This window comes from Adhaeretor mobilis, from assembly GCF_007741515.1.
GTDB classification, from domain to species: domain Bacteria; phylum Planctomycetota; class Planctomycetia; order Pirellulales; family Lacipirellulaceae; genus Adhaeretor; species Adhaeretor mobilis.
This window is the reverse complement of sequence record NZ_CP036263.1, coordinates 4,831,112-4,855,391: the sequence shown is the minus strand read 5'-3', so window position 1 is coordinate 4,855,391 and position 24,280 is coordinate 4,831,112. Positions and strand designations below refer to the sequence as shown.

16 protein-coding genes are annotated in these 24,280 nt (G+C 55.5%); 1 reads left to right on the top strand and 15 read right to left on the bottom strand.

Translation table 11 applies throughout. From position 1 onward, the window contains the following. Nucleotides 1–103 precede the first annotated feature (103 nt). The gene (locus HG15A2_RS19160) at nt 104–3,379 is read left to right on the top strand and encodes a hypothetical protein (RefSeq protein ID WP_145062353.1); all 3,276 of its coding nucleotides are present in this window, start codon (nt 104–106) and stop codon (nt 3,377–3,379) included. A 789-nt stretch (nt 3,380–4,168) separates the two neighbouring features. Here the strand turns inward: HG15A2_RS19160 and HG15A2_RS19155 are convergent. From HG15A2_RS19155 to HG15A2_RS19085, 15 genes are all read right to left on the bottom strand, one after another. Further along, nucleotides 4,169–5,608, bottom strand: coding sequence for a magnesium chelatase (locus HG15A2_RS19155; protein WP_145062351.1), 1,440 nt, complete (start codon nt 5,606–5,608; stop codon nt 4,169–4,171). Nucleotides 5,609–5,813: 205 nt separating this feature from the next. Further along, on the bottom strand, nt 5,814–7,601 hold the full coding sequence (locus HG15A2_RS19150) for a hypothetical protein (RefSeq protein ID WP_145062349.1): 1,788 nt from the start codon (nt 7,599–7,601) through the stop codon (nt 5,814–5,816). A gap of 180 nt (nt 7,602–7,781) precedes the next feature. Further along, on the bottom strand, nt 7,782–8,774 hold the full coding sequence (locus HG15A2_RS19145; protein WP_145062347.1) for a glycosyltransferase family protein: 993 nt from the start codon (nt 8,772–8,774) through the stop codon (nt 7,782–7,784). 961 nt (nt 8,775–9,735) lie between these two features. Beyond that, nucleotides 9,736–10,095, bottom strand: coding sequence for a hypothetical protein (locus HG15A2_RS19140; protein ID WP_145062346.1), 360 nt, complete (start codon nt 10,093–10,095; stop codon nt 9,736–9,738). Nucleotides 10,096–10,110: 15 nt separating this feature from the next. Then, nucleotides 10,111–10,506, bottom strand: a complete 396-nt coding sequence (locus HG15A2_RS19135) for a hypothetical protein (RefSeq protein ID WP_145062344.1) — start codon at nt 10,504–10,506, stop codon at nt 10,111–10,113. A 176-nt stretch (nt 10,507–10,682) separates the two neighbouring features. Further along, complete coding sequence (locus HG15A2_RS19130) at nt 10,683–13,166, bottom strand: arylsulfatase (protein WP_145062342.1); 2,484 nt, start codon at nt 13,164–13,166, stop codon at nt 10,683–10,685. A gap of 91 nt (nt 13,167–13,257) precedes the next feature. Then, entirely contained in the window at nt 13,258–14,814 is a 1,557-nt protein-coding gene (locus HG15A2_RS19125; RefSeq protein ID WP_145062340.1) for a DUF1254 domain-containing protein, read from the bottom strand. 423 nt (nt 14,815–15,237) lie between these two features. Beyond that, a complete protein-coding gene (locus HG15A2_RS19120; RefSeq protein WP_218932100.1) occupies nt 15,238–15,516 on the bottom strand; it encodes a hypothetical protein in 279 nt (92 codons plus the stop codon). Next, entirely contained in the window at nt 15,513–17,846 is a 2,334-nt protein-coding gene (locus HG15A2_RS19115) for an arylsulfatase (protein WP_145062338.1), read from the bottom strand. The genes HG15A2_RS19120 and HG15A2_RS19115 overlap by 4 nt, the downstream gene beginning before the upstream one ends. A gap of 835 nt (nt 17,847–18,681) precedes the next feature. Continuing rightward, on the bottom strand, nt 18,682–19,857 hold the full coding sequence (locus HG15A2_RS19110; protein ID WP_145062336.1) for a polysaccharide pyruvyl transferase family protein: 1,176 nt from the start codon (nt 19,855–19,857) through the stop codon (nt 18,682–18,684). Continuing rightward, on the bottom strand, nt 19,854–20,738 hold the full coding sequence (locus tag HG15A2_RS19105) for a nitroreductase family protein (RefSeq protein ID WP_218932099.1): 885 nt from the start codon (nt 20,736–20,738) through the stop codon (nt 19,854–19,856). The genes HG15A2_RS19110 and HG15A2_RS19105 overlap by 4 nt, the downstream gene beginning before the upstream one ends. Before the next feature lie 382 nt (nt 20,739–21,120). Further along, nucleotides 21,121–22,707 carry a S10 family peptidase gene (locus HG15A2_RS19100; protein WP_145062331.1) on the bottom strand — a complete coding sequence of 529 codons (1,587 nt, stop codon included), beginning with the start codon at nt 22,705–22,707 and terminating at the stop codon, nt 21,121–21,123. Nucleotides 22,708–22,839: 132 nt separating this feature from the next. Continuing rightward, nucleotides 22,840–23,706 carry a hypothetical protein gene (locus HG15A2_RS19095; protein WP_145062329.1) on the bottom strand — a complete coding sequence of 289 codons (867 nt, stop codon included), beginning with the start codon at nt 23,704–23,706 and terminating at the stop codon, nt 22,840–22,842. A gap of 14 nt (nt 23,707–23,720) precedes the next feature. Continuing rightward, on the bottom strand, nt 23,721–24,023 hold the full coding sequence (locus HG15A2_RS19090; protein ID WP_145062328.1) for a hypothetical protein: 303 nt from the start codon (nt 24,021–24,023) through the stop codon (nt 23,721–23,723). Continuing rightward, on the bottom strand, nt 24,020–24,262 hold the full coding sequence (locus tag HG15A2_RS19085) for an addiction module protein (RefSeq protein ID WP_145062326.1): 243 nt from the start codon (nt 24,260–24,262) through the stop codon (nt 24,020–24,022). Before HG15A2_RS19085 ends, HG15A2_RS19090 begins: the two co-directional genes overlap by 4 nt. Nucleotides 24,263–24,280 lie beyond the last annotated feature (18 nt).

The window sequence follows — 24,280 nt, the reverse complement described above, 5'->3', positions numbered from 1 at the left end:
CCTAGATTACCATAGGACAACTAGGCAATACGTTAGACAAGTCTCTCTGCGTACCAGTGCCTTCGCACGCTTTCATCGACTGTAGTACCCGGGGAGACCGTTTATGGCACTACGATTTTCAAATTGCCTACTAACCCTCAGGTCACTCAGCATTGCTGTACTGTTTCTTGGTATCGTCGCCCCCACACACGGCGCCGTCGATCTCATCGGAGACATCTCTACTGGAGTGATTGCTGATCCCTGGATCATTACGCAACAGACTACAATTGGCTTCAGCGAAGCAACGATTCTTGACGTGTACGATGGTGGGGTCGTCGACTCGAACACGTTCCTCATCATTGGCAGTGAGAATTCAAATAGTACCCAGTATGTTCAAGTGAATGTTCGCGATGCCGGTTCCAGCCTTTCCGCCAGAGATCTAATCATTGGGAACTTTGGGGCGGTACCGAGAATGCATGTTGAAAACGGAGGGGCTGTTGTCGTTGATAACGATTTTGAGATGAGGAGTAAAAGTACGCTTATCGTAACAGACCCAGGTTCCCAATTGACCATTGGCGACTATTTTTCGATGGCAAGCTCTACAGAAATCATTATTGCTAATGGGGGCACCGTCGAATCTGGCGTGAATCAAAGTAGTGGAATCATAACTACCGTCATCTCCTACGCGACGATCAAAGGGAGTGGTTCCACATGGACCAATCACAACGCCCTCCAGGTGTCCAATCTCCGGGTGGAAGACGGCGGGCAGCTGATCTCCACCAATGACTCTTCTTTTGCTTTCACTATTAGTGGCGATGCTAATCTCGATGGAGGCACAATCATCGCAGAGGAAATTACCAGAAGCGGTGCTGGTCGGCTCAATTTTCATTCGGGAACACTGATCTTGAATCAGGCAGGACTCACGGTGGGCGGTGCGGGGCTACTGGGCAGCGACGTACACGTTGACTCTAGTTCAACGATCGATGTTTCTGGAGAAGTTGTTGTGGATTCCACTGCTAAGCTGTTTGTTGAGGGGGCTCTCGTTTCCAGCGCTCTGACCAATAACGGCAGTCTGATTCTGGAAGGTGCGACTCTTGAGCAACCAGTCACCAGCCCCGCCGGCTCCACGATCGACGTAATCGGCGACATAACTTTTAATGGCTTGGTCTCAGGGGCGGGGGGGATTTTTGGTAGCGGTACGGCCACGTTTAACGGAGGCTACAGCCCTGGCGATAGCCCGGCCGTCGTGCCTATTGAGACGGACCTCGCTCTCGGCGCTCTCAACTCGCTCGACATCGAATTGGCGGGTACGGCCAGCGGCGAGTTCGACCAATTGAACATCGCCGGTGATGTTACGCTGGCCGGTGCGCTCGACGTTTCGCTGATCGATGGGTTTGCGCTCGACCCGCAACAAGAATTTACGATCCTCGACATCGAGGGCGAACTGACGGGGCAATTCGACGGCTTAGCCGAGGGGGCACGCGTTGGCGGCTCTAACGGCGTTGACTTGTTTATCACCTATACCGCTGGCAACAGCAACGACGTGGCCTTGTTTACTACGGCGATTCCCGAACCGACTTCGATGACGCTACTAGCCTCGGCGCTGTTTGCGTTGCTACTGGGGCGTAAGCATCGCTCCCCGCCATGTTTTAAGTCTTGCCTGGGCGCTATGATAATAACCTTCCTAAGCGTATTACCAAGTTCTGCAGCTATTCAAACGGTCGGATCTGTGGCGCCTGAGTTCCAAGCCGGTCTGTTCGTTGATCCAATTCTGAACAACGTTATTCCATGGAATCCCTCAGGGCTTCAAGTTGGTCATCTTGGCCCGGAGCGCGGCTTGTTGGTGATCAGTGACACCAGTCGAAACGGCTACAACCACGATACGGTCAATGTCGACAGCAGTATTCTAGTTGGCAGCAGTGTCCATGGGACCCTTGTAGTAACCGGTTCGGATGCCCAGTTGACGGGGAATTTATTCAAAATCGGGAATGGAGCGCCGGGGTTGTTCCTCGTCTCGGACGGAGCATCGGTTGTGACGGGCGAGGATGAAGGCGAGAGCCGGATTGGCGGTGATCCTGTCGTGGGTACGGGGCAAGCTGTCATTTCTGACAGTGGCTCCAACTGGACCCACTATGATCTAAAGGTCACAGCTCTTGGTGAGTTGGAAGTGAAAGACGGCGCTTCGGTGGACACAACGAACTTCGCAAATAATACAGGGCCTGTTACTGTCACTGGCGCGGGTTCCGTTTGGAATGTTGGCGGCATGGCCTTGTCAACGGAATCAGCCTCAGTGATTGTGGCTGATGGTGGGCAGGTGAACGTGATGGGGGAATTTTATCTGCCATTCCTTGGTGGTGAACCGATTCTCTATGAAAATCAAGGAGTAAGATTGTTAACCGCAGGTTCGCTAACCATTCGTGGCGGAACCTTCAGCACGAACTATTTTACCAATTTTGATCCTGGAATTCTTAACTTCGAATATGGCACGCTCAACCTCTCAGACTCGGGATTGGTGATTGGTGCCGCCGGACTAATGGGCGATGCGGTCAACATCGACTCAGACAGCGCGATCAATCTTTCGGATGATGTCACTGTCGAGGCCGGGGCAAGCCTGACCGTGGCCGGTACACTGAGTTCCGCGAGCCTGAATAACAATGGCAATCTGACACTCATCGACACCACACTTGACCAGCCGGTTACCAGCCCAGCGGGAAGCGTTATGAATGTCATCGGCGACGTGACCTTCAATGGCCCAGTGAGCGGTGCTGGAGATATCTTCGGCAGTGGCACACCTTTGTTCAATGGCGGCTATAGCCCCGGCGACAGCCCTGCAGTTGTGGAAATTGAGCACGATATCATTTTTGGCGCTGCCAACACTCTCACGATCGAACTCGCCGGTTTGCTCGAAGGAGAGTACGATGCACTGCAAATCGGAGGCGATGCAACCTTAGCGGGAGAGCTGGATGTAGAGCTGATTGGGGGATTCGAACTCGATCCGCACCAAGAATTCCTGATTCTCAACGTAGCCGGTGAGCGGACGGGCCAGTTTATTGATCTCGAGGAGGGCGACAATGTTGGCATGTTCGGTGAATTTGGTGGTGTCGGAAACTTCGGCGACACACCTCTGTTTATCTCCTACGAGGGTGGTGACGGCAACGACGTGGTGCTCTACACCACTCCAACCCTTGAGGGCGATTTTGACGCAGATGGCGACGTCGACGGCTCCGACTTCCTTGCATGGCAACGCACTGACGGAACCCCCGCAGGTTTGTCCGGATGGCAAATGAATTACGGGACACTCTCCAGCGCGGCTGCAGCCGCAACGAGTGTGCCCGAGCCTTCCTCGTTCCTGTTGCTTTTGACCAGTTGCCTGTTTGCTGCTCACAGAAGTCGACGATAGCCTCCGTCCAGTTTGCCTCGCGAAGGGCTTTCGAGTGCTCTTACTCGAAGCAAGTGAACGCTACGATCTTGGGCCTCGACGGTAAAAACAGAGCATCCAATGTCCAGTCAATGATTACACCACCTCTGCATGTTTCCGTGTTTCACAATTGCAGTCAGTTGGACCAACCGTGGCGGTCAAGCTGGCCACCTTAGATGCGTTCCAGACCGACACTAGAAACGGTCGTTTACTTATTGACCTTATCTTACATAGGCGTGCACAGCCTTCGTACGAATCGAACGATAGTCAAGTGCTGGCGATGTTCCTGCCCGACGGTTTGAACCGCAGTTAGCAAAATCAGGTTTCGCGACTGTAACGATTCGATGGTCAATCGACTCACTCAGAGCGATTGAATGGTAAATGTTGCATCAAGTAGAGAGGCTGTTCCTCGGCCTCGATGCCCCTAAGCTGAAGCTCGAATTCGTCGAACACGACGTTGTATTGCTCTAGTAGCTTGTCTCGCTCCCGCGTACTGGTCGCTTTCTTAAGACTGTCCTTGAGAGCGTGAATATCAAGAAGCAGATATTCAATTCAAAGATAGGTGCTTTGAAAAGCAGCTTCCTGAGGCCAGACATGATTAAGATGGTGCCGCCAACCAATCGAACTGGCGGGGTCGTACTGTTCCATCATAAGGGCCTGCGGATCTCAGGTGTTCTGAGTCACGTTTTGTCTTGGAAGGCTAGTCAGTAAATGTGTGATACGCCCCGACGCAACATGGCTTTCCGAATTCGCGTTCAGCTACGCTTAAATTCAAACCTCATAGACGATCCGCCCATGGCTTTGACTGCGGCTAATGCGATCCGTCGCGTACAAACCGGCCAGTACGAACTCTACGCACGAGGCTCGCACCGCGGGGCTTTCGCTGGCGTTTACCTCGAACGCTTTGTCCCACACAGGTGGCACGCGTTGGATCAGTTCTGCGTAGTGGGACGAGGGGAGCATGTCGCCCACTTCGATCTTCACGCCTTGCGAGAAAATCTCTGCTATTTCGGCTAGTCCGTGCTTGTCGACGTACTCGTTGAACACCGTGGCAATGGCTTCGGCTTGCACGGCGTCCAGCACTTGGCGCTCGCTCATTTGATGTGTGCCCATCAGGTCGAGCTCCAGCTTGCCCAATGACGAAGCGTACAGATGCCCGAGGTCCGAGATCCGTGGCACCGCCGGTGACTCACCCAGCACGGCTGCCCGATGCCTTGCAGAGGCAAGCATCGTGCGATAGTTGGCTAACGACAACCGAGCCGAAACGCCCGACTGTTGATCGACAAATTTTGAGTTCCTCGCCGCGCGACTAATCTCTTCAATTAACTCCTTCATGAAGTATGGGACGATCACGTCCTTCGCCTTCCCCCCTCCGCCTTCCGCTCTCGAATCAACTTCTTGCTCCATGATCTCCACACCCAACTGTCGCTCTAGCGGGTAGTGCGTTTGGATCATCGAGCCGATGCGGTCCTTCAGTTGCGGAATCACTTTGCCGCTGCGATTGTACGTAGCTGGATTCGCACTGAAGAGAATGAGCACGTCGATATCGAACTTCACCGGATAGCCGCGGATTTGCACGTCGCGTTCTTCGAGAATGTTGAACAGGCCGACCTGCACGAGTTCGTCAAGTTCCGGTAGTTCATTCATCGCAAAGATTCCCCGGTGCATTCTTGGGATGAGCCCAAAGTGCAACGCGCCTTCGGCGCCCATGCTCACACCGGCGGCAAGTTTCGCTGGGTCGATCTCGCCAATCACATCAGCAAACTTCGTTCCTGGCGCAAGCCGTTCCGCGTAGCGATCTTCGCGCTTCCACCAGCCGACACGAATTTCCTCAGGCGGCAGGTTCGCGATGATCTCTTTCCCGCGTCGCGTGATTGGTTGGAGCGGATCGTCGTGCAGGGGAATCTCCGGATCGTCGAGATACGGAATCGCCGGATCGAGAAACTCCGCAATCAGTCGCATGAGCCGGCTCTTTGCTTGTCCTTTCTCGCCAAGAAACAGCATGTCGTGCTGTGCAAGGATCGCGACGTTCAGCTCCGGTAGTACGGTGTTGTCGTACCCCACGATGCCCGGATACAACGGCTCGTCACCGCGCAGCTTCTCAAGAAAGTTGTCGTGAATCTCCTGTTTCACCGAGCGGCTTTTCCAACCGCTAGCTTTGAGTTCAGCGAGTGTAGTGGGTTGGGAGGCAGTATCAGGGTGCGAGGGCATGGTGGCGGCAGGGGGATGCGGAGGGATGATTGAGGAACCTTAAGGCGATCAATTCATGATTGACGCTCAAGTGTTGATTATAGGGCCGTAATCCGCCGTGCCAACTTAACGGTGGAGATTGCCGCTTGCGGCTTAGCAGCCGAACCCTTGCGCACTGACTTCCCAGTAGCCCACTGCCCAGCAACATTGCGTAAGAAAAAGCCGGCTAAGCCGCAAGCGGCGCCGGACGCTGCCTTGCCTGACTATTCGCGTCAAGAATCTCCAGCGTGCGCTCAGGAGCGTGCTTCTCTCCATACGCACCAGAGAACGCTTGGGCTGAGTCACGATAGTGCTCGATGTGCTGGGTCATTTCTCGCAGCAAGCCGGGAATCTGTTCTGGCTCAGCTGCAATGAGGCCAACTCGTCCGATTGGGACTTTTTTACTTGCGGCTCGCACGAAGCTCAGTTGCAAATCATCCAGTTCCATGGTCCTATTGGCAAACGCGTTGGACAGTTCTATGCGCAACTTAGAAGTTCGCTCGGGGATCGAGATCAGAACACCCGGTCGAGCCGTCGTATCGGGGGCGACACCACACGTGAAGACCTGCTCGCTTCCTAGGACATTTCCTTGCGTGTCATGTGTGCTGGCTTTGATTTGTACGTACTGCCCAGCAACGTCTTTCGAATCCCAGTTCCAAGTAAGGATTGCATGTTGGCTGCCCGTTATTGAGACTTCGCCTGAGACGGTTTCGGGGACTTCCGCGGTCGCTGAGGCAACCCGGCCAGATGCTTCTGTTGCCCAAACCTGTGGCAGGTCTGCGTCGATGCTTAGGTTGGCATCGGTCAACACTTGTTGTGCGTGGTCGTATTGTTCGCCTTGAATTTGGTCCGCCAGCCAGCACCCGCCGGGTACGATTATCGGTACTCCGGAGCTGAGCATTTCCAGCAGGATGCCGCTCGCGCGGGAGTGGTACCGTTCGCTATCGTAAAGAAACAGGCCGATATCCGAGCCTCGAATGAACTCGACATACTCTTCCGACGAAAGTGGATGCTTCACCACAACCACGGGAGAAGAATCCTCAACGGCTGAGCATTCGCTTACCTTGGCGGTACCCAGCCCTGCTTTGCCCAGATGCCGGCGCACTCGTTTGGGATTAATCTGCACAGCCAGCTGCATGTCGCCGCTTTGCAGTAAGTCGGCCGTGTCTCGCAGAAAGTTGGTGAGCGAATACCCATACTTCTCCCGTCGCACCATTCCCGCACAAGATACCCGCAGCGGTCGTTTTAGCTCTTTCGTTTCGTTCTTCGCACGGAAGACATCGCCGACAGGGTAGGGCAGATGCTTGAACTGGCCTACACCCAGCAGATTGTACTGCCTGCACATTGCCTGAGTCGTCGCGTAAAAATTAAAGCGATGCTCCGGTACCGCTTGGCGAGCGGTATTAACCTGCCGGTCGAACCTCAGTCGGCGTTCCTGCTGATCCGCGTGTTCCGTCTCGCGTCCCTTGAAAGCATCGAAATGGAATTGCATATGCCAATCAAGCTGAGCACTTTCCGGATGCGCCTGTAAGAAGCGCACGAGCCCCAAGAAGTCGAATTCACGTAGCGTTGGCAGGAATACGCGATCTTCGGCGTTCCAACCGATCTGGTCGAAGACTTGCTCGCATCCATCGACGAAATGCTGCAACTGATTCAGTCGCCGTTGCTGTCGCCATCGCTCCAAAGGACGAATGACAAGGCTGGGGCCATTCTTAGCAAGCGGGCGACCTTCAAGATCAACTGCGTACCGGCTCCTCCCATCGACGCCCAGTTGGTGAGCCTTGAGCGCGTGGTAATCGAACGCAGGGATGACCGTCCACTCGTCAGGAAATAAATCCGGCGAAAGCGATTGATGGGTGGCCAATACCGGCTGATAGCCCTGCTGTTGCGCAGCGCTCAGCATATCGACTGCGTACTGGAAGTTGTGACCTCCAACACGACTAAGCCCGTGATCAATCAGTAGGAATCGCGACATGTCGGTATGCTAAGCCTGAAGTGGCTGGACCTTGCCTGTTAAGAATGACTTCATGATAACTTCCGTGTCGGTTTCCCCTCCTCAGACCGCCCTCTCACCCAAAGGGGCGAGGGACCACGGAGAAGTTATTTTCTGTCCTGCCTTTTTGATCGCCTGATAGATTCTTGGTTGTAGGAAGGTTTAGGCCGCTCGACGTGGCTGAGTCGAGTTGTCTGGCTGAGGGACCGCAGATGCGAGGCCCGGGCTGACAGGCCGGTCGAAGTAATTCGCCCAGAGCCTGCGGGCCGCACGTCGTAGTTTTCGGGTAAGCTTGTCCCGAAAGTAATAGCGTGGAAAGGTAAACTTATCCGCTTCACGATGGCGATGGACTCGGGGCGGATGCCTTAATTCACCGATGGGGAAAGTTGGGAGATTTGCATGGTGATGGTCTGGATTCGCCGTATGGGTACTGCGTTCTCCGAAACCGATATTGCTAATCAAGTTCTTCTCGGGAAGGATCGTGAGGCCATGCTCCAACCAACAGGTAAACTGATAGGAAAAGGCCCAGCTATCGATTTCCGCACGTTGTTGTCGCTCAAAAATCTGACGCCAATACCACGCCTCCGCAGGGCTATCAGCGATGGTTTCGACTCCACCACTATCGCGGAAAGCGGGCCATGCATCGAGATTCAGATCCATTTTTTCCCACGCACGTCTCCATGTTGCCCAGCCCCAACAATGCATGTATTTGCTGAAGTAGTAGCTGTACGGCGTGCGTTGTTGTGCTTCTTGAAAGTTATCGCCACTGATTGCCATGATCCGCTGGTCGTCTTCATACTGATCTAGTAGAGACTGACAGTAATTGAAAAAAGTTGAGTGCGGGAGGCAATCATCTTCAAGAATGACAGCACGTTCTACGTGCTGGAACGCCCAATTAAGCCCACCTGCGACTCCGTATTGACAGCCTAGATTCTCATCATTGAATTGCGTCAATAACTCACAAGGCCAATCAATCTTGTCGAAAAGTGCCCGTGTGGCCGCAACGTTAGCGGCGTCACTTGCAACGTCTTGGCGTGGCCCATCGCAGCAGACTAGCAGCGTCCGTGGGCGTTGGCGAGCAATCTCGTTCAACACGCGGCTGGTCAAATCTGGCCGATTAAACACCAGCATAACGATCGGAGTTGAAAACGACATCGCAGCGGGCCTTGGTACTGCACGGCAGAATGGAAACGATTAAACGGAATGCGTTCTTGCTAGGCGAGCCAGCGAGAACACGGATGCTTGCGAAAGTTAGGTAATCAGCAAGCGTGCCACAAGTCCATTCTGCGGATTCTGTTGAGGGTCTTGAGGGTGATATTCGCTAGTCAGCTGACAATCTCCCTGATAGAAAGCCAACAAGCTTCAGCGGGTCCGACCTTTAGCTAGCTTCACACTAGGTAGCTTCACACACAATTTCATCAACAAGGGTGCAACCGTACAAAGGTACAGAATCCGTCATAGGATTCGGCACCCATCACTGAGCGAATTGGACGAAAACCTCCTCAGAAGAACATTCCGATAAGAATTCTTGCTCAAGGAACAGTGCCTTCCATCGACGGGTGGTTGTCATAAAGACGCTTGTTCTTACGATCATTGAGCTGGTAGCTAAGAAGTCCATGACGATGCCACATGTGTCACGAAAGTGAAGTTTGGGGTGGTTTCCAAACACCAAATCGTTGTGCTGTAGATTTAACCACACTGCCTCTGAGGTCTTCACCACCTCTTGCAATTTGAGTGGGCGTTTCAAGAGAGCGGTTGGTCTAACTTCGGCAACTTCATGACCGAGCAGATTTGCAGCCGTGTCGGGCCCCAAACAGCAAGGAGAGGATCAGAGGACACGCGCTCACATCGCCTTGTAGGGCCACCCGTTCGTTGCGCGACCTTGCAACTCTGCCGAATCTATTTGGCGAGATCAATCTCAGTAGGACCAAGACTTGTCGAAGAACAATTCTAGCGGGCTGTAGAGGCGGAGGCAGGGGAAGCAGCCCTTTCCGAGCACGGTGTCGATCCAGTTGGCTTCCTTGCCCTCCGGGGCGTAGGGGCCGCACTCATCTACGACCCCCGACCCGCTCTTGGCCACCCATCACCGAGAGGCTCGCACCGATGATTCATGCAATCACGGTTTGTAGTTGCCCATACCCGGGCCGATCTTGTCGTAGACGTTGAAAAACTCATCTGCCATGATCGTGGCCTTTCCGTTTGCCGGTGTCTCGATGTAGTCCATCTCCAGCACCTTGATCCGGAACTTCCAGCCCGCAGGGAGCTTCTTGTAGTTGTTGACACCGGCGGCGACAAATTCGTCGTAGGTGTGCTGCGGCTTCACGCCCAGCTCGAAACCCTTCATGATCCAGGTGTAGCCTTCGGCGTCGTCCAATAAGAGCACCTTGGTGTCCTTGTTCCAACCCATCGAGCTCTTGCGGTCGATGATCATCGGCTTGTAGGCAGGCACCTTGTTCACGTTGGTGCTACCGTCCATGTTCAGTTGGGCGCATCAGCTGCCCTTAATGCCGTTAAACTCCCTGGTGACCCCATTCTCGACCTGGGTCCAATCGAGCATCCAGAGTTTCAGTCCATTCAGGGACGCTGCGACGACCTCGTATTCCTTTTTCATCTTCTCGAAGTCGAGGCCCTCGACCAGTTTCTGAGGACAGGTGTCCTTGTCTTCGGGTATATTCGAGGCGACGATGGCGGTGTTGTAGCAGGCGGCGACGATCTTGCCGGTTTCCGGGTTAGGGGCTGCGAGGTAAATTTCAAGATACCGTACATGATTGAGGCCGTCGACACGTTCTTTCTTTGCGTCGTCGCCGTCGGAAAACACTTCGGGCAATTCGGCGGCAGTGGTTTCCGCGAAGGACGGAGCCACGGCTGAGGTTAACAAGGCTGCCACCAGAAAACTGGTTTTCAGAGCCTTCCGCGATGCGGATACCGGTGCTTACGCTGTCATTTCATTTTCATTGTGTGTTCTCATAGTTCTCGTTTTCTACTTGGAATTGATTCGATTCTGAGTGCGCGGACCCACCCTGGCGAGAGCAGACCCGACTACTTTGCAACCGAAGTGACGGGTCAGTCGTTCGGCTTGGCCCTCATCTCTGAGGCCTTCTTCATCTGCTCCTCGGTCATCTCCGGTGGACCTGGCTTGAAGGTAATCTTGTTGATCTTGCCGGTGAAGGTGAACGGCACTTGATAGTCGCTATCATCCACGCCGGTGCGGGTGTCAAAACCGACGTCCATCCACTCGTCCATGATCTCGACGGCGGGCACGGTGTGGGGAATCGTCTTTTTCGCTACCTCGACGCCATCGACGCTCAGTACGCCGGTTCCACCCTTGCCGAGCCCCGGGCCATCATACTTGAAGTCGAACACCACGGTGTGTTGGCCGGGAGGAAGCGCCTCCTTGCTCTCCCAACGGAAGCGGTCCAGGTCAAGCATGTTGTAGGTGAAGACCGGTTTGCCCTTCAGTAGATAGAGCCCCCAGCCGTTGAAACGGCCACCCTCGGTGATCAGCATGCCCTCGGCGCCGGCCTCCGGAATGTCGATGTCGGCAGTAACCGTGTAGTCCCGGTTGAGGTAGGGCGGCATCGCACCGAGCGCGATCGAGATCGGCGCGATATAACTGAACTCGGTGACGCCGGGCGAGCCGCTCGGCCGCGGCCGCAAGAAGCGCTGGAATCCCTCATTGTTGAGGGGGAACACATTGTACTTTTCCGCTTCCTCAACGAAGACCGCCTGCAGTTCCTTGAGCTTGTCAGGGTGCTTCGCGGAAACGTCCTCGAACTGAGTCCAGTCCGTCGTGAGGTCGTAGAGTTCCCACTCGTAGTCGAGCACGTCCGGCACCTTGATGCCCGGGTTGTTGTCCCATGGCGCGACTACCACCTTCGTGTTGGCGTACCAGCCGTCGTGATAGATCGCCCGCTGGCCGATCATCTCGAAGTATTGCGTATTGTGCGTCGACGGTACGTCGGCGTTCTTCGCGTCAAAGGTGTAGGCCATGCTCACGCCCTCGATCGGGTGCTGCTCAATGCCGTCCACAGACTCGGGTGCGGGGATTCCGGTCGCCTCGAGGATCGTCGGCACGACGTCGACCACGTGGTGGAACTGATTGCGGATGCCGCCCTTGTCCTTGATCCGCGCCGGCCAGGAGATCACCGCGCCGGTCCGATTTCCGCCAAGATACGACGCAACCTGCTTCGTCCACTTGTAAGGGGTATCGAAAGCCCAGGTCCAGGCGACCGCCATATGCGGGGTCGTCTCAGGACCTCCCCAATTGTCATAGAAATCGGCCAACTGAACGTCCACCGGGATGTCGACGCCATTGTACGCCGCGTAGTCGTTCGGGGTGCCGACCGTGGTGCCCTCGGCGCTGTTGCCGTTGTCGCCCTGCAGCCAGATGATCAGCGTGTTGTCGAGTTTGCCCTGGCGCTCGATCTCGTCGATCACCCGACCGGTCTCGTGGTCAGTGTAGGCGTGGTAGGCGGCGAACACGTCCGCCTGTTTGATGAACAGCTTCTTCTCATCGGCCGACAGCTCCTCCCAATCCTTCAAGTTGGCCGGCGATCCCTTGGGCCATGGCGTCAGCTTGGCGTCGGCTGGAATGACACCGAGCTCCTTCTGGTTGGCGAAGATCGTCTCCCGCAGTTTGTTCCAACCGTCGTCGAAGAGTTTCAACGCGCTGATCTTGTCGACCCATTCCTTCGACGGGTGGTGGGGTGAATGGGTGCCTCCCGGCGCGTAATAGAGCAGGAACGGTTTGTCGGGGTGCGTCGCGTCCGTCCGGCGCAAGTAGTCGATTGCCTCGTCGGCCATCGCGGTGGTCAGGTTCCAGTCGCCCTCGGGCTGGCCCTTCCACGGGAAGATTGCAGTGTGATTGCGGAAGAGATAAGGGGCCCACTGGTTGGTCTCGCCCACCGGGAAACCGTAGAAATATTCAAACCCGTAACCCGATGGCCATTGGTCGAACGGTCCAACATCGGTCGCGACCCACGGCGGCGTGTTGTGGTTCTTGCCGAACCACGAGGTCGCGAAGCCGTTGTCCTGAAGAATGCGTCCAATCGTCGCCCTGTCCGGCGTGATGATGGAGTTATAGCCCGGGAACCCGGTGGACGCCTCGGAGATCACGCCGAAGCCCATGGTGTGGTGATTGCGACCGCTGATCAACGCGGCGCGCGTCGGGGAGCACAGTGCGGCGTTGTGCATCGCCGTATAGCGCAGGCCGTTGGCCGCGAGCTTGTCCAGAGTCGGGCTGGGGATCACACCTCCGAAAGTGCTCGAGGTGCCGAATCCGGAGTCGTCGATGAGGACAAGCAGAATGTTGGGAGCACCCTCGGGCGGCACGACGCGTGGTGGCCACCAGGTCTTGGATTCATCGACGGTTTCCTTGATTTCGCCGCCGAACCTTGGAGCCGGAGCGGGAAGCTGGTCGCCGGGGACGGAGGTGGTGGCATCCGGCGAGCCGGGAGTGCCGGTGGTATCGACCGCGAAGGCGGAATTGGCGGAAAGCAAGGCCGCGAGCCAGAGCCTGCCGAGCAGATGGGTATGTATTCGCTTCATGGTATGTTTGGTTTATTGGTTTAAAAAGGTGTATGCCATTCTGCGGATGATGAATTCCGGATGATGGTTGTTCAGTGTTTAGATCTTTGAATCATTTCACCAGCTCGATCTCGCCGGGGCGCCAGGTCTGGTCGAACCAGGGTTCGAGCGGGCCGTAGAGGCGGAGGCAGCCGAACCAGCCCTTGCTCGGTTCGGTAGCGACCCAGTTGGCTTCCTTGCCCTCGGGAGCCTTGGGGCCGAAGTAGAGGTCGACCGAGCCGTCGGCGTTCTCGATGAGTTGATCACGCTTGTTGTTCTTGCTGGGGAAGGGCTGGCTAGTCTGGAGCTCGGAGCGGGTCTGCGGATCGTAGACGACGACCGACCAGAAGTTCCTGGCCGGGACATTCGCCGGAATGTGGAGCTTGTAGTTTTTCGAGCCATCAAGCGAGTTTCCATCCTTATCCACGTATGCGAGCGCGTACTGCGAGCCCTTGCCGACCATCTTCAAGGCCATCGCGGGGGTGTTCACTGTGGCAATGTAGAAGAAGTTGGTGCGGGCATCGAGGTCGCGGCCTCTCATGCCATTGCCGTCGAGCCAGCGATAGTCGCCGCCGATGAAGGCGGTCGTCCAAGCCCCGTCTTCGTAGATCTTGGCACGCGGATCGCGGTTGCGGAAGGCGATCGCGCGGGCGGTGCCGTTGGCGATGGCCACCGCGTCGGTCAGGATCTTCTGCATCCGTTCGTCGGGAGCGAATTCCTTGCCTTTGACGATGCCGATAGAGGCGGCGATGCCACGGAGTTCCGGGCTGATGAAGTCGACGGGTTCCCGCTGGATGACCGTATTCAGTTCCTTATAGAACTCGTCGTTGTTGGCGTGGATCGTGTTGAAATAATCCCCCGAGCTGTCGATGAACTCCATGGCCGGAGGGTTGTCGGCCTTGCTCAGTGGGTAGATTTTGACGCCATCCTGGAACATCTTCACGGCGGCGTCGGGTTTGCCGTCGACAAGGAATCCGCGCAGCGGCACCCAGTTCACATAGCTCCGCGAATGGGCGACGTAGTAGTCACCGCCGTCCTTCTTGTCCTTGGGCAGCTCGCCCTCGTAGCCGGGAGGGACGATGAGATACTTCCCTCCTTGGCCTCGATCGGGTCCTGGAAGCCCCATGTCGATGACGAAGCGGAAGAAGGCATCATCACAGGTGCCTGGTCCGCAGCCGGGCGGGATCTCGACCACGGTCGGTCCGTCTTTTTCAAGATCGAGTAAGCCGAGGCAATAGACGGTGTCCGTGTTGCCGGTGAGGAACAAGGGAGTGGAATCCAGCAGGTTCTGGAAAAGGATTATCTGGTTGCATTCGGTCGCTCCCTGGGCGATCTGGCCGAGGCGCAGTCCTTCGATGGAGGTAGCGGGAATGAAATTGAGGAAGGTCTCGACCGCACGGAGTGTGTCGAGATTGTCGTAGAGTTTCCGCGTGGTCTCGGCATCGGGGATGCCATCGTCGAAGTTGAGGGGACCGATGCTGGTCTCGACCTTATCGGGCGTCATGATTTCGGCCGGGATCTCTTCGTTGTAGCCGGGGGTCGGCTGCTCGGCGTACGTGCCAACTGAGCCCACGACTCCCATAAGGAGCCAAGCGACCACGCAAAGACGAACGGCTAGTCGGCTGGTCATGCTGCAAGTTCTGGATTGAGTGCAATGAGCGGGAAGGGCGATCACGGCGAGTGTACAATCTTAGGTCACGCACTCTCAGTTGTCGATACTTCGTCGCGGAAACGCATGTCTCGGCCAGCTAATATATGTCGTTCTACAGCAAGGGCGTCTTAGGACGGCCAGTCGCTCTTCATGCCTATTGGCAAGTAAGTTCGGACGGTGTCGACGGCTGACCCGCCTGCAGCGGTTGCATCCCCCCGCCAGCTAGAAGAGATTTCTGCAAGGCGCTGTGGTGTACAATTTCGGGCAAGACCTCTGAGAGTAGCTAGAGCCGCTAGGCCGCTAGTGTTGGTCCAACCTGAGGCACTTCGAAATTGTCCGAACTTGAATCGGTCGACACTCCACCAGCCGCCAGCCGGTCGATGTTGGGCGTTGCCGCGCCGATTACTGCGCCACCGCCGTAGCAGCCTGGGTCGCCATGCCCATGTCGTCGACCAAGATCCACACGATGTTAAGCCGCTTGCCATGCTTCTGCTTCAGTGCTGCCAGTTTGGCCTCGGCAGCCTGATGTTGTTCCGCATATGGAATGGATGGTTCGAAATTTTCTGCATGACGAACCGAGCGATCAAACGACTGACCATCCGCTGCAGTGACCGAAAAAGCCCGACGGCGATCACCAAGAATAAAATTGTCTTGGATATACCGGCTACCTACCTCTCTCACTCAAGTTCAATGGTCACGGAATCCAATTGGCCTTCAAATTTGAAAGGCATTTCGTAAACGTCGGCCACCGGCGTGCCGGTGTCGAAGCCGATGTCGAGCGTTTCGTCGAGAGTCACGCGATTAGGAATACTCTTCTCGACCCGGCCCTTGGCGATCTTCTCGCCATTGGCGAACAGTGTCACGTCGGCGCCAGCGAAAGCCTTGTCGGCGTCGGTCTTATAGACGGCCTTGATCTCGACTTCACCCGTAGGAATCTTCTTGTCTGAAGCGATATTAAATCGCTCGACACCGGCCAAATTGTAGTGATAGACGAGTTTGCCATCCTTTACAAAAAGTCCATAGCCAGCGAAGCGACCTCCCTGCGTGAAGATCATGCCGTCGGCGCCTCCTTCGGGTATCGTGACATTCGCCGAGATCGTGTGGCTCTTATGCTTCAGGTCGGGTGAGGCCCCCTCAGGAAGACGCAGCAGGTTCGGATACGTAAACTTTGTCCGCCCTTGTGTCAGGCTCGGGCGATTATCGATATTTAATCGCTCTGTCTTGCGACCGTCGAGTGGCATGACTTGGTATTTGGATCCTTCGGCGAAGAACAGCTTGACGAGCTCGTCGAGCTTCTCTGGGTTCTGCTTTGCGAGATCGTTGGCTTGGCTGAAGTCTTTGTCGATGTGATAAAGTTCCCAAGGCATATTCAACAGATCGATCGGCGGCGACTCGCTGTCCCAGGGAATGCCCCGAAGTGCGCTCGCCATCCAGCCATCGTGGTACATCCCTTGGTTGCCGAGCATCTCGAAATACTGCGTTGTGCGGCGGTCGGGCGCGTCGGCATCGTCGAACGTGTAAATCATACTGACCCCCTCAATCGGCTTCTGCGCAACGCCATTGAGTTGAGCGGGTGCTTCCACGCCGACTGCCTCAAGAATCGTAGGGGCGATATCGATCACGTGATGGAATTGATCGCGTAACTCGCCTTTCGCCTTAATCCGTTTGGGCCAGGACATGGCCATGCCGTTGCGAGTGCCGCCGAAGTGGCTAGCGATTTGTTTGGTCCACTGAAACGGCGTGTCCATCGCCCACGCCCAACCGGCGGGGAAGTGGTTGTAGTGTTTGTCGCTGCCGAGCGTGTCGAACGCGGCGAGTTTGGTGTCGAGCGATTCCGGCAGGGCGTTGAAAAACGTCATTTCATTCAAGAGTCCATTGATCCCTCCCTCGGCACTCGAACCGTTGTCGCCCGCCATGTAGATGACGAGCGTGTTGTCGAGCTCGCCCATTTCTTCAATCGTATCGACCAACCGACCAACTTCATGATCGGTATGAGCGGTAAACGCGGCGAACACCTCCATCATGCGGGCGTAGACTTTGCGCTCGGCCTCGGGGAGCGAGTCCCAAGCAGGAAGCGAATCGGGCCGAGGAGTCAATTTTGTATCGGCCGGTATGATGCCCATCTTCTTTTGGCGGGCGAACGTCTCTTCGCGGTACTTGTCCCAGCCTCCCTCGAATTTGCCTTTGAATTTGGCGATCCACTCTTCGGGCACTTGGTGGGGCGCGTGCGTTGCACCGGTGGCAAAGTAAACGAAGAAGGGACGCTGTGGAGCGACCGCTTTCGAGGCCCGCATCATGCGGATCGCCTTGTCGGCGATGTCGGTCGTGAAGTGATAGGGGCTGCCATCTTCATTGGTTTCGGGCGGCTCTATACGTTTCTTGCCTTCCACCAACGCAGGATGGAATTGATCGGTGTCGCCACCGACGAAGCCATAGAAGTAATCGAAGCCTAGGCCTTCGGACCAGCGGTCGAAGGGCCCAACGAGGCTCGTCTCCCAGTCGGGTACATTGTGGTTCTTGCCGAACCACGCATTCATATAGCCGTACTCGCGAAGCGTCTCGGCAAAGGTGCCGGCGCTTGCGGGAATGATCCCTGAGTAACCGGGAAAGCCGGTTCCCGCCTCGCCGATCACACCACTCGCCACCGAGTGATGATTGCGCCCGCAAAGCAGCGCGGCTCGCGTTGGCGAGCAGAGCGCAGTTGTGTGAAAGCGGTTAAAACGCAAACCATTGTTGGCAACGCGATCAAATGTGGGAGTCGGAATTGCCCCACCAAAGGTTCCCATCTGGCCGTAGCCGCAGTCATCGATGAGGACGATGAGAATGTTCGGAGCGTCTTCTATTCCAAACGTAGCCGGCACCTTAAGCTCCGGTTTCACCGCCTCGGAATCCTTGTACGTCAGTCCTATCTTCCCAGTGAAAGGCCCCTCGGGACGTGGGAGCACTTCCTGAGCATGGGCAAGCCCGGAACATAGAACCGAAAAAACGACCACAAACGATAATCTGAACATGATTTGCCCCAAGTTTATTTGACCGGGATTCCCCAGATAGATCAGCCGGGAACCGCTCCCGGCGCATTCCGGCCCTTATTCTAACCGCAGCGCCCCTCCCCTGCGGCTAGCGCGTGGAGTTTTTCAAACATTTTTCTCGTTCCTTGATGGACCAGCGGCGTTGTGTGGCCCTTCACTGAGCTTCAAATCCGCCATCGGCGCGCAATTTCCTCTGAAGTCGCGGCTTACACCGGCCAATTGAATTAGGCGCATGGCACCGCGACACTAGGAGGTGGAATCGCCAAGCGTGCAATCCGGTCGAGGATCGCGGCAAACAGACTTCGAGGCACGGCCACCTGTGTGACAATGTTTTGGGTGCTGCGACGCAGTGGTGCACCAGACTTCGCTGAGTTCGTCGCTCGGCCAATTGCATGAGGTTGCATCCCCCGCCAGCTCGAAATAGCTGTTCTTGGATGCAGCGGTAAATTCACCTACCGCAGAGAAGTGCTAGTCCAAATGATGGCACACGGGGGATTCTTGTGCCCGGTTATGGTCCGGGTTCATGACACAGGTCATTTTGTCCTGAGCAGCGAACGACATTTTCTTCGCAGCCAATGAGTGACTCTCCCGGGCTAGAAAAAACTCTCCAAAACGGCGCTATTTCACGAGCTCGAAAATGGGAGTACGTTCTTCGACGTAACTCATTGCCAAGGCGCCTCTTGTCTGCGATTGCTATGACGGTTTTGGTACTGTTGTGCGGTTGCACCCCACCAACCAACCTACACAGTGCTGCTCGGCTAGTTCAACATCCACTGGCGTGCCCCTCCTTGGCAGAACGTCCTCGCATACCCTAGGGCTAGCTGCACCTCACGCGAAGCATCTCGGAGACCCGGCTCCACATCCGCTCATTTTCAGCACGCATGTGTTTCTTACTGGCTTGCAAGGTCTGCACGACTTGCTCGCGGCGGTCTGGGTCCATGCAGCGATCAATATGCTTCAGCGTGCAATCAGGCCCCTCGGTGTGATGGCAGCACAGCTCGGGGAGGCCAAAATCCTTGAGTAACGCCTCATACTTATGCGCCCAACCCAAGGCAATCGAAGGAACTCCGGTCGACAGGCTGGATACGAGCGCGTGAAACCGCGAACCAATCGTCATCACGCCCTGAGCAAGAAGCTGCTTGATTTCTAACGCATCGTCGGGTTGATAGACTCTCTCACGGGGAATCTCCAAGCGATCTGCCAGTTCGTAGCCCAGCTTGATGTCGTTTTGGCCAATATCGTGGATGACAACAATCGGTTGGACGTCATAACTCTTAATCTTCTGTCCCGCTTGGACCAGGGCTTCCATGTAGTTCTCGCCCCACGTGCCGGCCGCCTTATCCAGCATCCGCGCGTTGGGCACCAGCGAAGCATAAGGCCCATCCAATGGTGGTTTCGTTTTCTTCGCGTCGCAAAAGATGGTGATGTCTGGAGCCAGCTGAATCTCCGCCGGGCCACAATCCAGCGCTTGTACGCATTCCAACGACGTTTGATCGCGGGCATAAATCAGGTCCGCTTTTGAGAAAGCCTTCTCCGCCGCCCTCCGCTTCGGCTCTTCGTTGAAGGGGCCAAGCATTTGAGGAAGCAGAATCCGAGGCTTCCCTTTGCGAGCAAACACGGAGAGCCTCGCATCGAGTTCTCGGAGGTTTAGTAGCGTCCATTTGTCACCGAAAGCGTACCCAGAAATGTCGATAAAGGCATCCACGTCGCAGCGTCGAACCAGCCCGTACTTGCGATGCAGCTTCGTAGGCAGCAGTCGGCTCAGACGATCGTAGGTCGAAGCGAGTCGAACGGCCCTTTTCTGTTTGGGAAGTCCTAGCGAAGGGAACAGCGTTCGGAGGTCGTAGCTTGCCCTTTCCGAGGGACTACTCCGGATCGCTTCGACGACGATTTCGACTTCCGGGTGCAACTCCCGTAGCTTTTGGGCAGCCGTCCATAGCATCAGCTGGGCGCCGCGGTTATCAAATCCCGCCCCAAAGAGTTGAACAATCATAGTTGGCGGTACGTCCTAATTTCATTCAGCGTTTTCTTCTGCGAGTAGGGCACACTCCCCTGCGGATCGGGGTAGCCTACTGACATACACATGATGGGCCGCTGGTAGAGTTCCAGCCCCAAGACTTCCTGCATTTCAATTTCCTTCGCTTCAATATCGGGCCAATTGATGCAGCAAGAGCTGACTCCTTGCGATTCGAGGGCGAATTGCAAAGCCATCGCGGAAAGGCCCGCATCGATATAAATAATGTGGCGGTCTCGCTCATCGAAATAGGCGCTCAGATCTCCAATGATGACGATCACACACTGAAAATGCTCCGCAAAGCCTTTCGTTCCCCAGGGGATCGCACCTACGCGTCGGGCATCCTCAGGATCGTCAAAAACCTGGAACGAAAAGGGCTGGCGGTTGCAGGCACTCGGCGAAAGTTTGGCAACTTCGATCGCTTCATCGAGAAAACTTCGAGGAACCGGTTTGTCGAGGTACCAACGAACGCTCCGTCGACGATATGCCAATTCCTGGATGCCCTGAAGATCGACCCGCAGCGGATTCGTTGCACGCTGATAGGGGATCAATTGGTTCGGTTCGGTACGTTGAGGAACCTCCATCGCTTCAAAATGGGTACGAAAGGCGTCGACTTCAGCGTTTTCAGTTACGACTGAATAGTACTTGAAGAGCACATCATAAGCCCATGTCAGCAAAGCTTGGTTTTCTTCACTTGCTAGTCCTATCGTCTCTTCGTACGCCTGCATCGTCTCTCCGAGATAATCCAAGGCGAAGCTCGCACGCCGAGGCCGCATAATCAGCCCCTTTTCCAGCCGATGAACATTCCGTCGGAGCGTGTAGGTAGCTCCCGAATGGCAGACTTCATCTTTCTTATTCAAATGCGAGAGCTTGCCCAGCAGCACCGCCCGATGTTCGCGGCGAAAGCTCCCCGAAAAGCAATAGTAACAGTCCGCAAAGAAGGGCCACCGTACGCAAGCACGTAACAGGGAGTTAAAACGTGAACTTCGCAGAAGTTTTGATTTAACACGCCTAAGCATAACTGCGATAAGGGAGGAATTAGGTTCGATCCATGGCAGGGAACTCTAATCGTCACGCCTATACGCGTAAGATTTAACGTAACGGTTGCCGGTAAGATTGAGAGTGCTTCGTGAGTTATTGCAGAACTAGTAGGGCTAGTAAAGACGACAATTCAAAGCGTGGGCAGTCTCGTTCGTCAAGTCAATGAAACTGCCCTCTGATCACCCTACTCAACTGCTAGCGTCACTCCGTAGGTGTCTTAACTTCTGCGTTGAGCGTCGTGTCATAGAACTTCAGTAAGTCGTCTCGCAGCTTCTCCAGCGAAGGCTCATGCACATACATCATGTGACCCCCTTCGTAGAACTGCAGCTCGATATGATCACGCAACTCAGGCGACAAGCCGAGATGGTTACGCGTGTATTGCATGGCGAAACCGGGGGTCGCCAAATCATAGTAACCACAGGCGGCAAACACACGGAGGTAGGGATTGTCCGCCATCGCTTTACGAAGCGTTTGGCTGGCATCTACGTAGCGATTGGTAAATTCGCTATAGTCCCATGGATGGACGTTGCCAGTGAGAATCTCGTAGACACGTTCTTCCTCGACTTTCAGAGTGTCGCGCAGATACTGGTTCATTGCAGAAGTAAACGCCCCGAACAGTGCTGTGCCGCTTGGGTCGTGCTCGGTGTACTCGCCCACTGAATCGCGATCGCTGCCTGTATAGCGACCATCAAAACGACCAACGACTTTGCGGCGTTCACGCAACAGCTCTTTGCCGAACTGGGGCATGCTCACTCGCAACTTTGCGCGATCGAGAAAATCTTCTGAGAGTCCCGTAAGTGCAGACATGCGGGCGATGATTTTCTCACGCTTTTTTCCCTGAAGCGAATCGCCAGCGAGCAACGCCCTCAGGTAGGGCCCGGAAGCGAACTTTTCGGCGTTTTTCACGAGCTTCTCTATGGACAGCTTTTGGAGTGGTTCGTCGAGCGCCTCGTGGTACCAAGCTGTCGCTGCATAGGCGGGCAAAAAGAGCGCGTACCCGATGTCGTTGTTTCCGTTGGCACGTAGCGTTTGAAAGTCCACCACTGCGGAAATCAATACCACGCCGTTGAGGTACATGTGGTACCGATCTTGCAGCCGACCGCTGAGCCCTGCCGCGCGCAAGCCGCCATAGCTCTCGCCAAGCAAGAACTTCGGCGAGCCCCAGCGACCGTACTTGGTGGTGTAGTCGTGAATGAACTGGCCAACAGATTTCAGATCTTCATCGTAGCCGTGGAACTGGTTCTTCTTCTCTCCCTTGGCCGGACGACTGTAGCCGGTGCTCACAGGATCGATGAACACGAGATCCGTCTTATCGAGCAACGAGTAAGGGTTCGCAATTAACTCGGCCGGTGGTCGCACACGTCCTGCATCGGAATCCAGCTTCACGCGTTGCGGCCCGAGCATGCCCAGGTGCAGCCACACGCTCGAAGAGCCGGGTCCGCCGTTGAAGCAATACGTGATCGGGCGCTGCTTGCCGCCTTCCGCTTCCACTGTGTAGGCGACAAAAAACACGTCCGCCTTGGTCTCTCCGTCGTCGCTCTTCATCGGCAGCTTACCCGCGGTGGCGGTGTAAGCGACTTCGCTGCCGTCGATGGTGACGGTGCCCTGGGTGACTTTGGGCTCGTCTTTCTTGTCATCAGATTTTTCGTCTGCCCGCGTCTCTTCCTTCTTGTCAGCAGTCTGAGCTTCTGCCTTGAGTTCCTCGTGATGGTCAGCCAGAACGAGCGAAGGGTGAAATGTGAAGAGCGAGAGAGTACAGCACACGAGAAGCAAACTACGTAGAAACATCAGAGAAAAACTCCAAAGGCGAAAAATTATCGTTGGCCGACGGCCTTGACCGCCGCGTGGTATCCAGAGAGCAGTCGGTCAGAAGCGTCGGGCTGGCTCTGCAGCTAAGTGTTGGGGGACTTTCCAGTATAGTCAACCCACTTGCGGCTCGTGGGAAGTTGCCCCGCGAATCTGTAGAAACCTCAAGACACCTAGCAGCACCGCACCGCTTGCCACTGCCAATGCCACGTAGCCGACCGGTCCCAAGGCCAGTAGAAGTGCCACCGCAGTCATTGCGATGAGCATTCCTCTCAGGCTGAAGCGAAAACCCCAGCCGACTGCCGCATCGGCCCGGCGAATGGCAAGCAGTACACCTGAGAGGACGAGCATTATCAAAGCAAAGACCAGATTGTCGTTTGAGAAAATACCGTGCCAACTAATGGAGTGGATAGGATCGACAAGCCACGCAACTCCAGCAGTGATGGCGGTTATGATCGCTCCCTCTTCCAACCAGCGTGAGTCTTTCGTGGCTAACGATGCTAGGAAAAGATGAAACCATAAGATTATGGCGCAGCCGAGATTTATTTCGCGGATGGACTCGGCTTCGGAACTGCGGGAGAAATTCGCAGGCCTCGGATATGTCGCCAGTACACTGCGTGGCCCCCAACCTGTACCGTGGCCGATTACTATGCCGTCGCGGAATGTGAATTTGTGTTCGATATTGTATTTGGGGTCAATCCAGGTTGCATGTTGGAGATCGTCCATTTGCGTCAGTTCCAAGGGCTCGCCATCGTTCCATTCTGACTCGACTTTGCTCAAGCCATTGGGCTTGGTCCACCAGGAACGAACTTGAGCGACCATTATCTCTTTATGCTTAAGTCCGTCGGACGTTAGCCGCTCGATCTTCTGGTTCCACGCCGTTTGCGTCTCCCAGTCCCGCCGGTTCTCCCGCTCCTTGTACCATGCCCCGGCGAGGATAACCGCGAGAACGAGTGTTAGGACGGTTAAGCGGCGAGGCATTCTCTGACCCATCATTAACGAAGCCAGTTTTCGGGATCGCTGGCAGTATTCTGCAAGGTGAGAAAGGCAAGTTCTACCCCATCCATCGCGTAAATCAGCACGTAAGGGAACCGGGGAAGCAAAAAGCGTCGTGCACGACCTTTGATGTTCTCAGGTTGTTCCAGCAATGGATACAGCTTAGGAGACTTGATCACTTCAAAGATGGCAAACTCGAATTCGTCGAGCAATTCGCTGCCCAAACCTGTTCGGCGAGATTCGTACCATGCTGCTGCTCGGTCGGCATCATCCAAGACGCGCGGCGTCAATTCCCATTTCAAGACGATTGCCTTCGAGCTTGGCGGCGTCGAAGTTCTGCTAAGGCCTCGGGCCCATCAATCGTTTCCAACTCACCACGCTCGAACGCGTCTAGTTGTGCAGCTAGATCGGTAATCATTTTTTCGTTGCCGTCTCGCTCCGGAGGCGCAAGGCTCAATACCAGCTTGTCAGCCAATTCTGAGCGTTGTGCCGGCGGAAGTGCCAGAGCAGCATCGAAGACGGGTAGGTTCTGTGTGTCCATGAATCTAATTGTACCAAG

Coding starts and splice junctions, on each gene's coding strand:
- HG15A2_RS19130 (WP_145062342.1), bottom strand. CDS start 13,166: ATGAAGCGAATACATACCCATCTGCTCGGCAGGCTCTGGCTCGCGGCC.
- HG15A2_RS19100 (WP_145062331.1), bottom strand. CDS start 22,707: ATGTTTCTACGTAGTTTGCTTCTCGTGTGCTGTACTCTCTCGCTCTTC.
- HG15A2_RS19110 (WP_145062336.1), bottom strand. CDS start 19,857: ATGATTGTTCAACTCTTTGGGGCGGGATTTGATAACCGCGGCGCCCAG.
- HG15A2_RS19095 (WP_145062329.1), bottom strand. CDS start 23,706: ATGCCTCGCCGCTTAACCGTCCTAACACTCGTTCTCGCGGTTATCCTC.
- HG15A2_RS19150 (WP_145062349.1), bottom strand. CDS start 7,601: ATGTCGCGATTCCTACTGATTGATCACGGGCTTAGTCGTGTTGGAGGT.
- HG15A2_RS19125 (WP_145062340.1), bottom strand. CDS start 14,814: ATGACCAGCCGACTAGCCGTTCGTCTTTGCGTGGTCGCTTGGCTCCTT.
- HG15A2_RS19160 (WP_145062353.1), top strand. CDS start 104: ATGGCACTACGATTTTCAAATTGCCTACTAACCCTCAGGTCACTCAGC.
- HG15A2_RS19140 (WP_145062346.1), bottom strand. CDS start 10,095: ATGGACGGTAGCACCAACGTGAACAAGGTGCCTGCCTACAAGCCGATG.
- HG15A2_RS19085 (WP_145062326.1), bottom strand. CDS start 24,262: ATGGACACACAGAACCTACCCGTCTTCGATGCTGCTCTGGCACTTCCG.
- HG15A2_RS19155 (WP_145062351.1), bottom strand. CDS start 5,608: ATGCCCTCGCACCCTGATACTGCCTCCCAACCCACTACACTCGCTGAA.
- HG15A2_RS19145 (WP_145062347.1), bottom strand. CDS start 8,774: ATGTCGTTTTCAACTCCGATCGTTATGCTGGTGTTTAATCGGCCAGAT.
- HG15A2_RS19115 (WP_145062338.1), bottom strand. CDS start 17,846: ATGTTCAGATTATCGTTTGTGGTCGTTTTTTCGGTTCTATGTTCCGGG.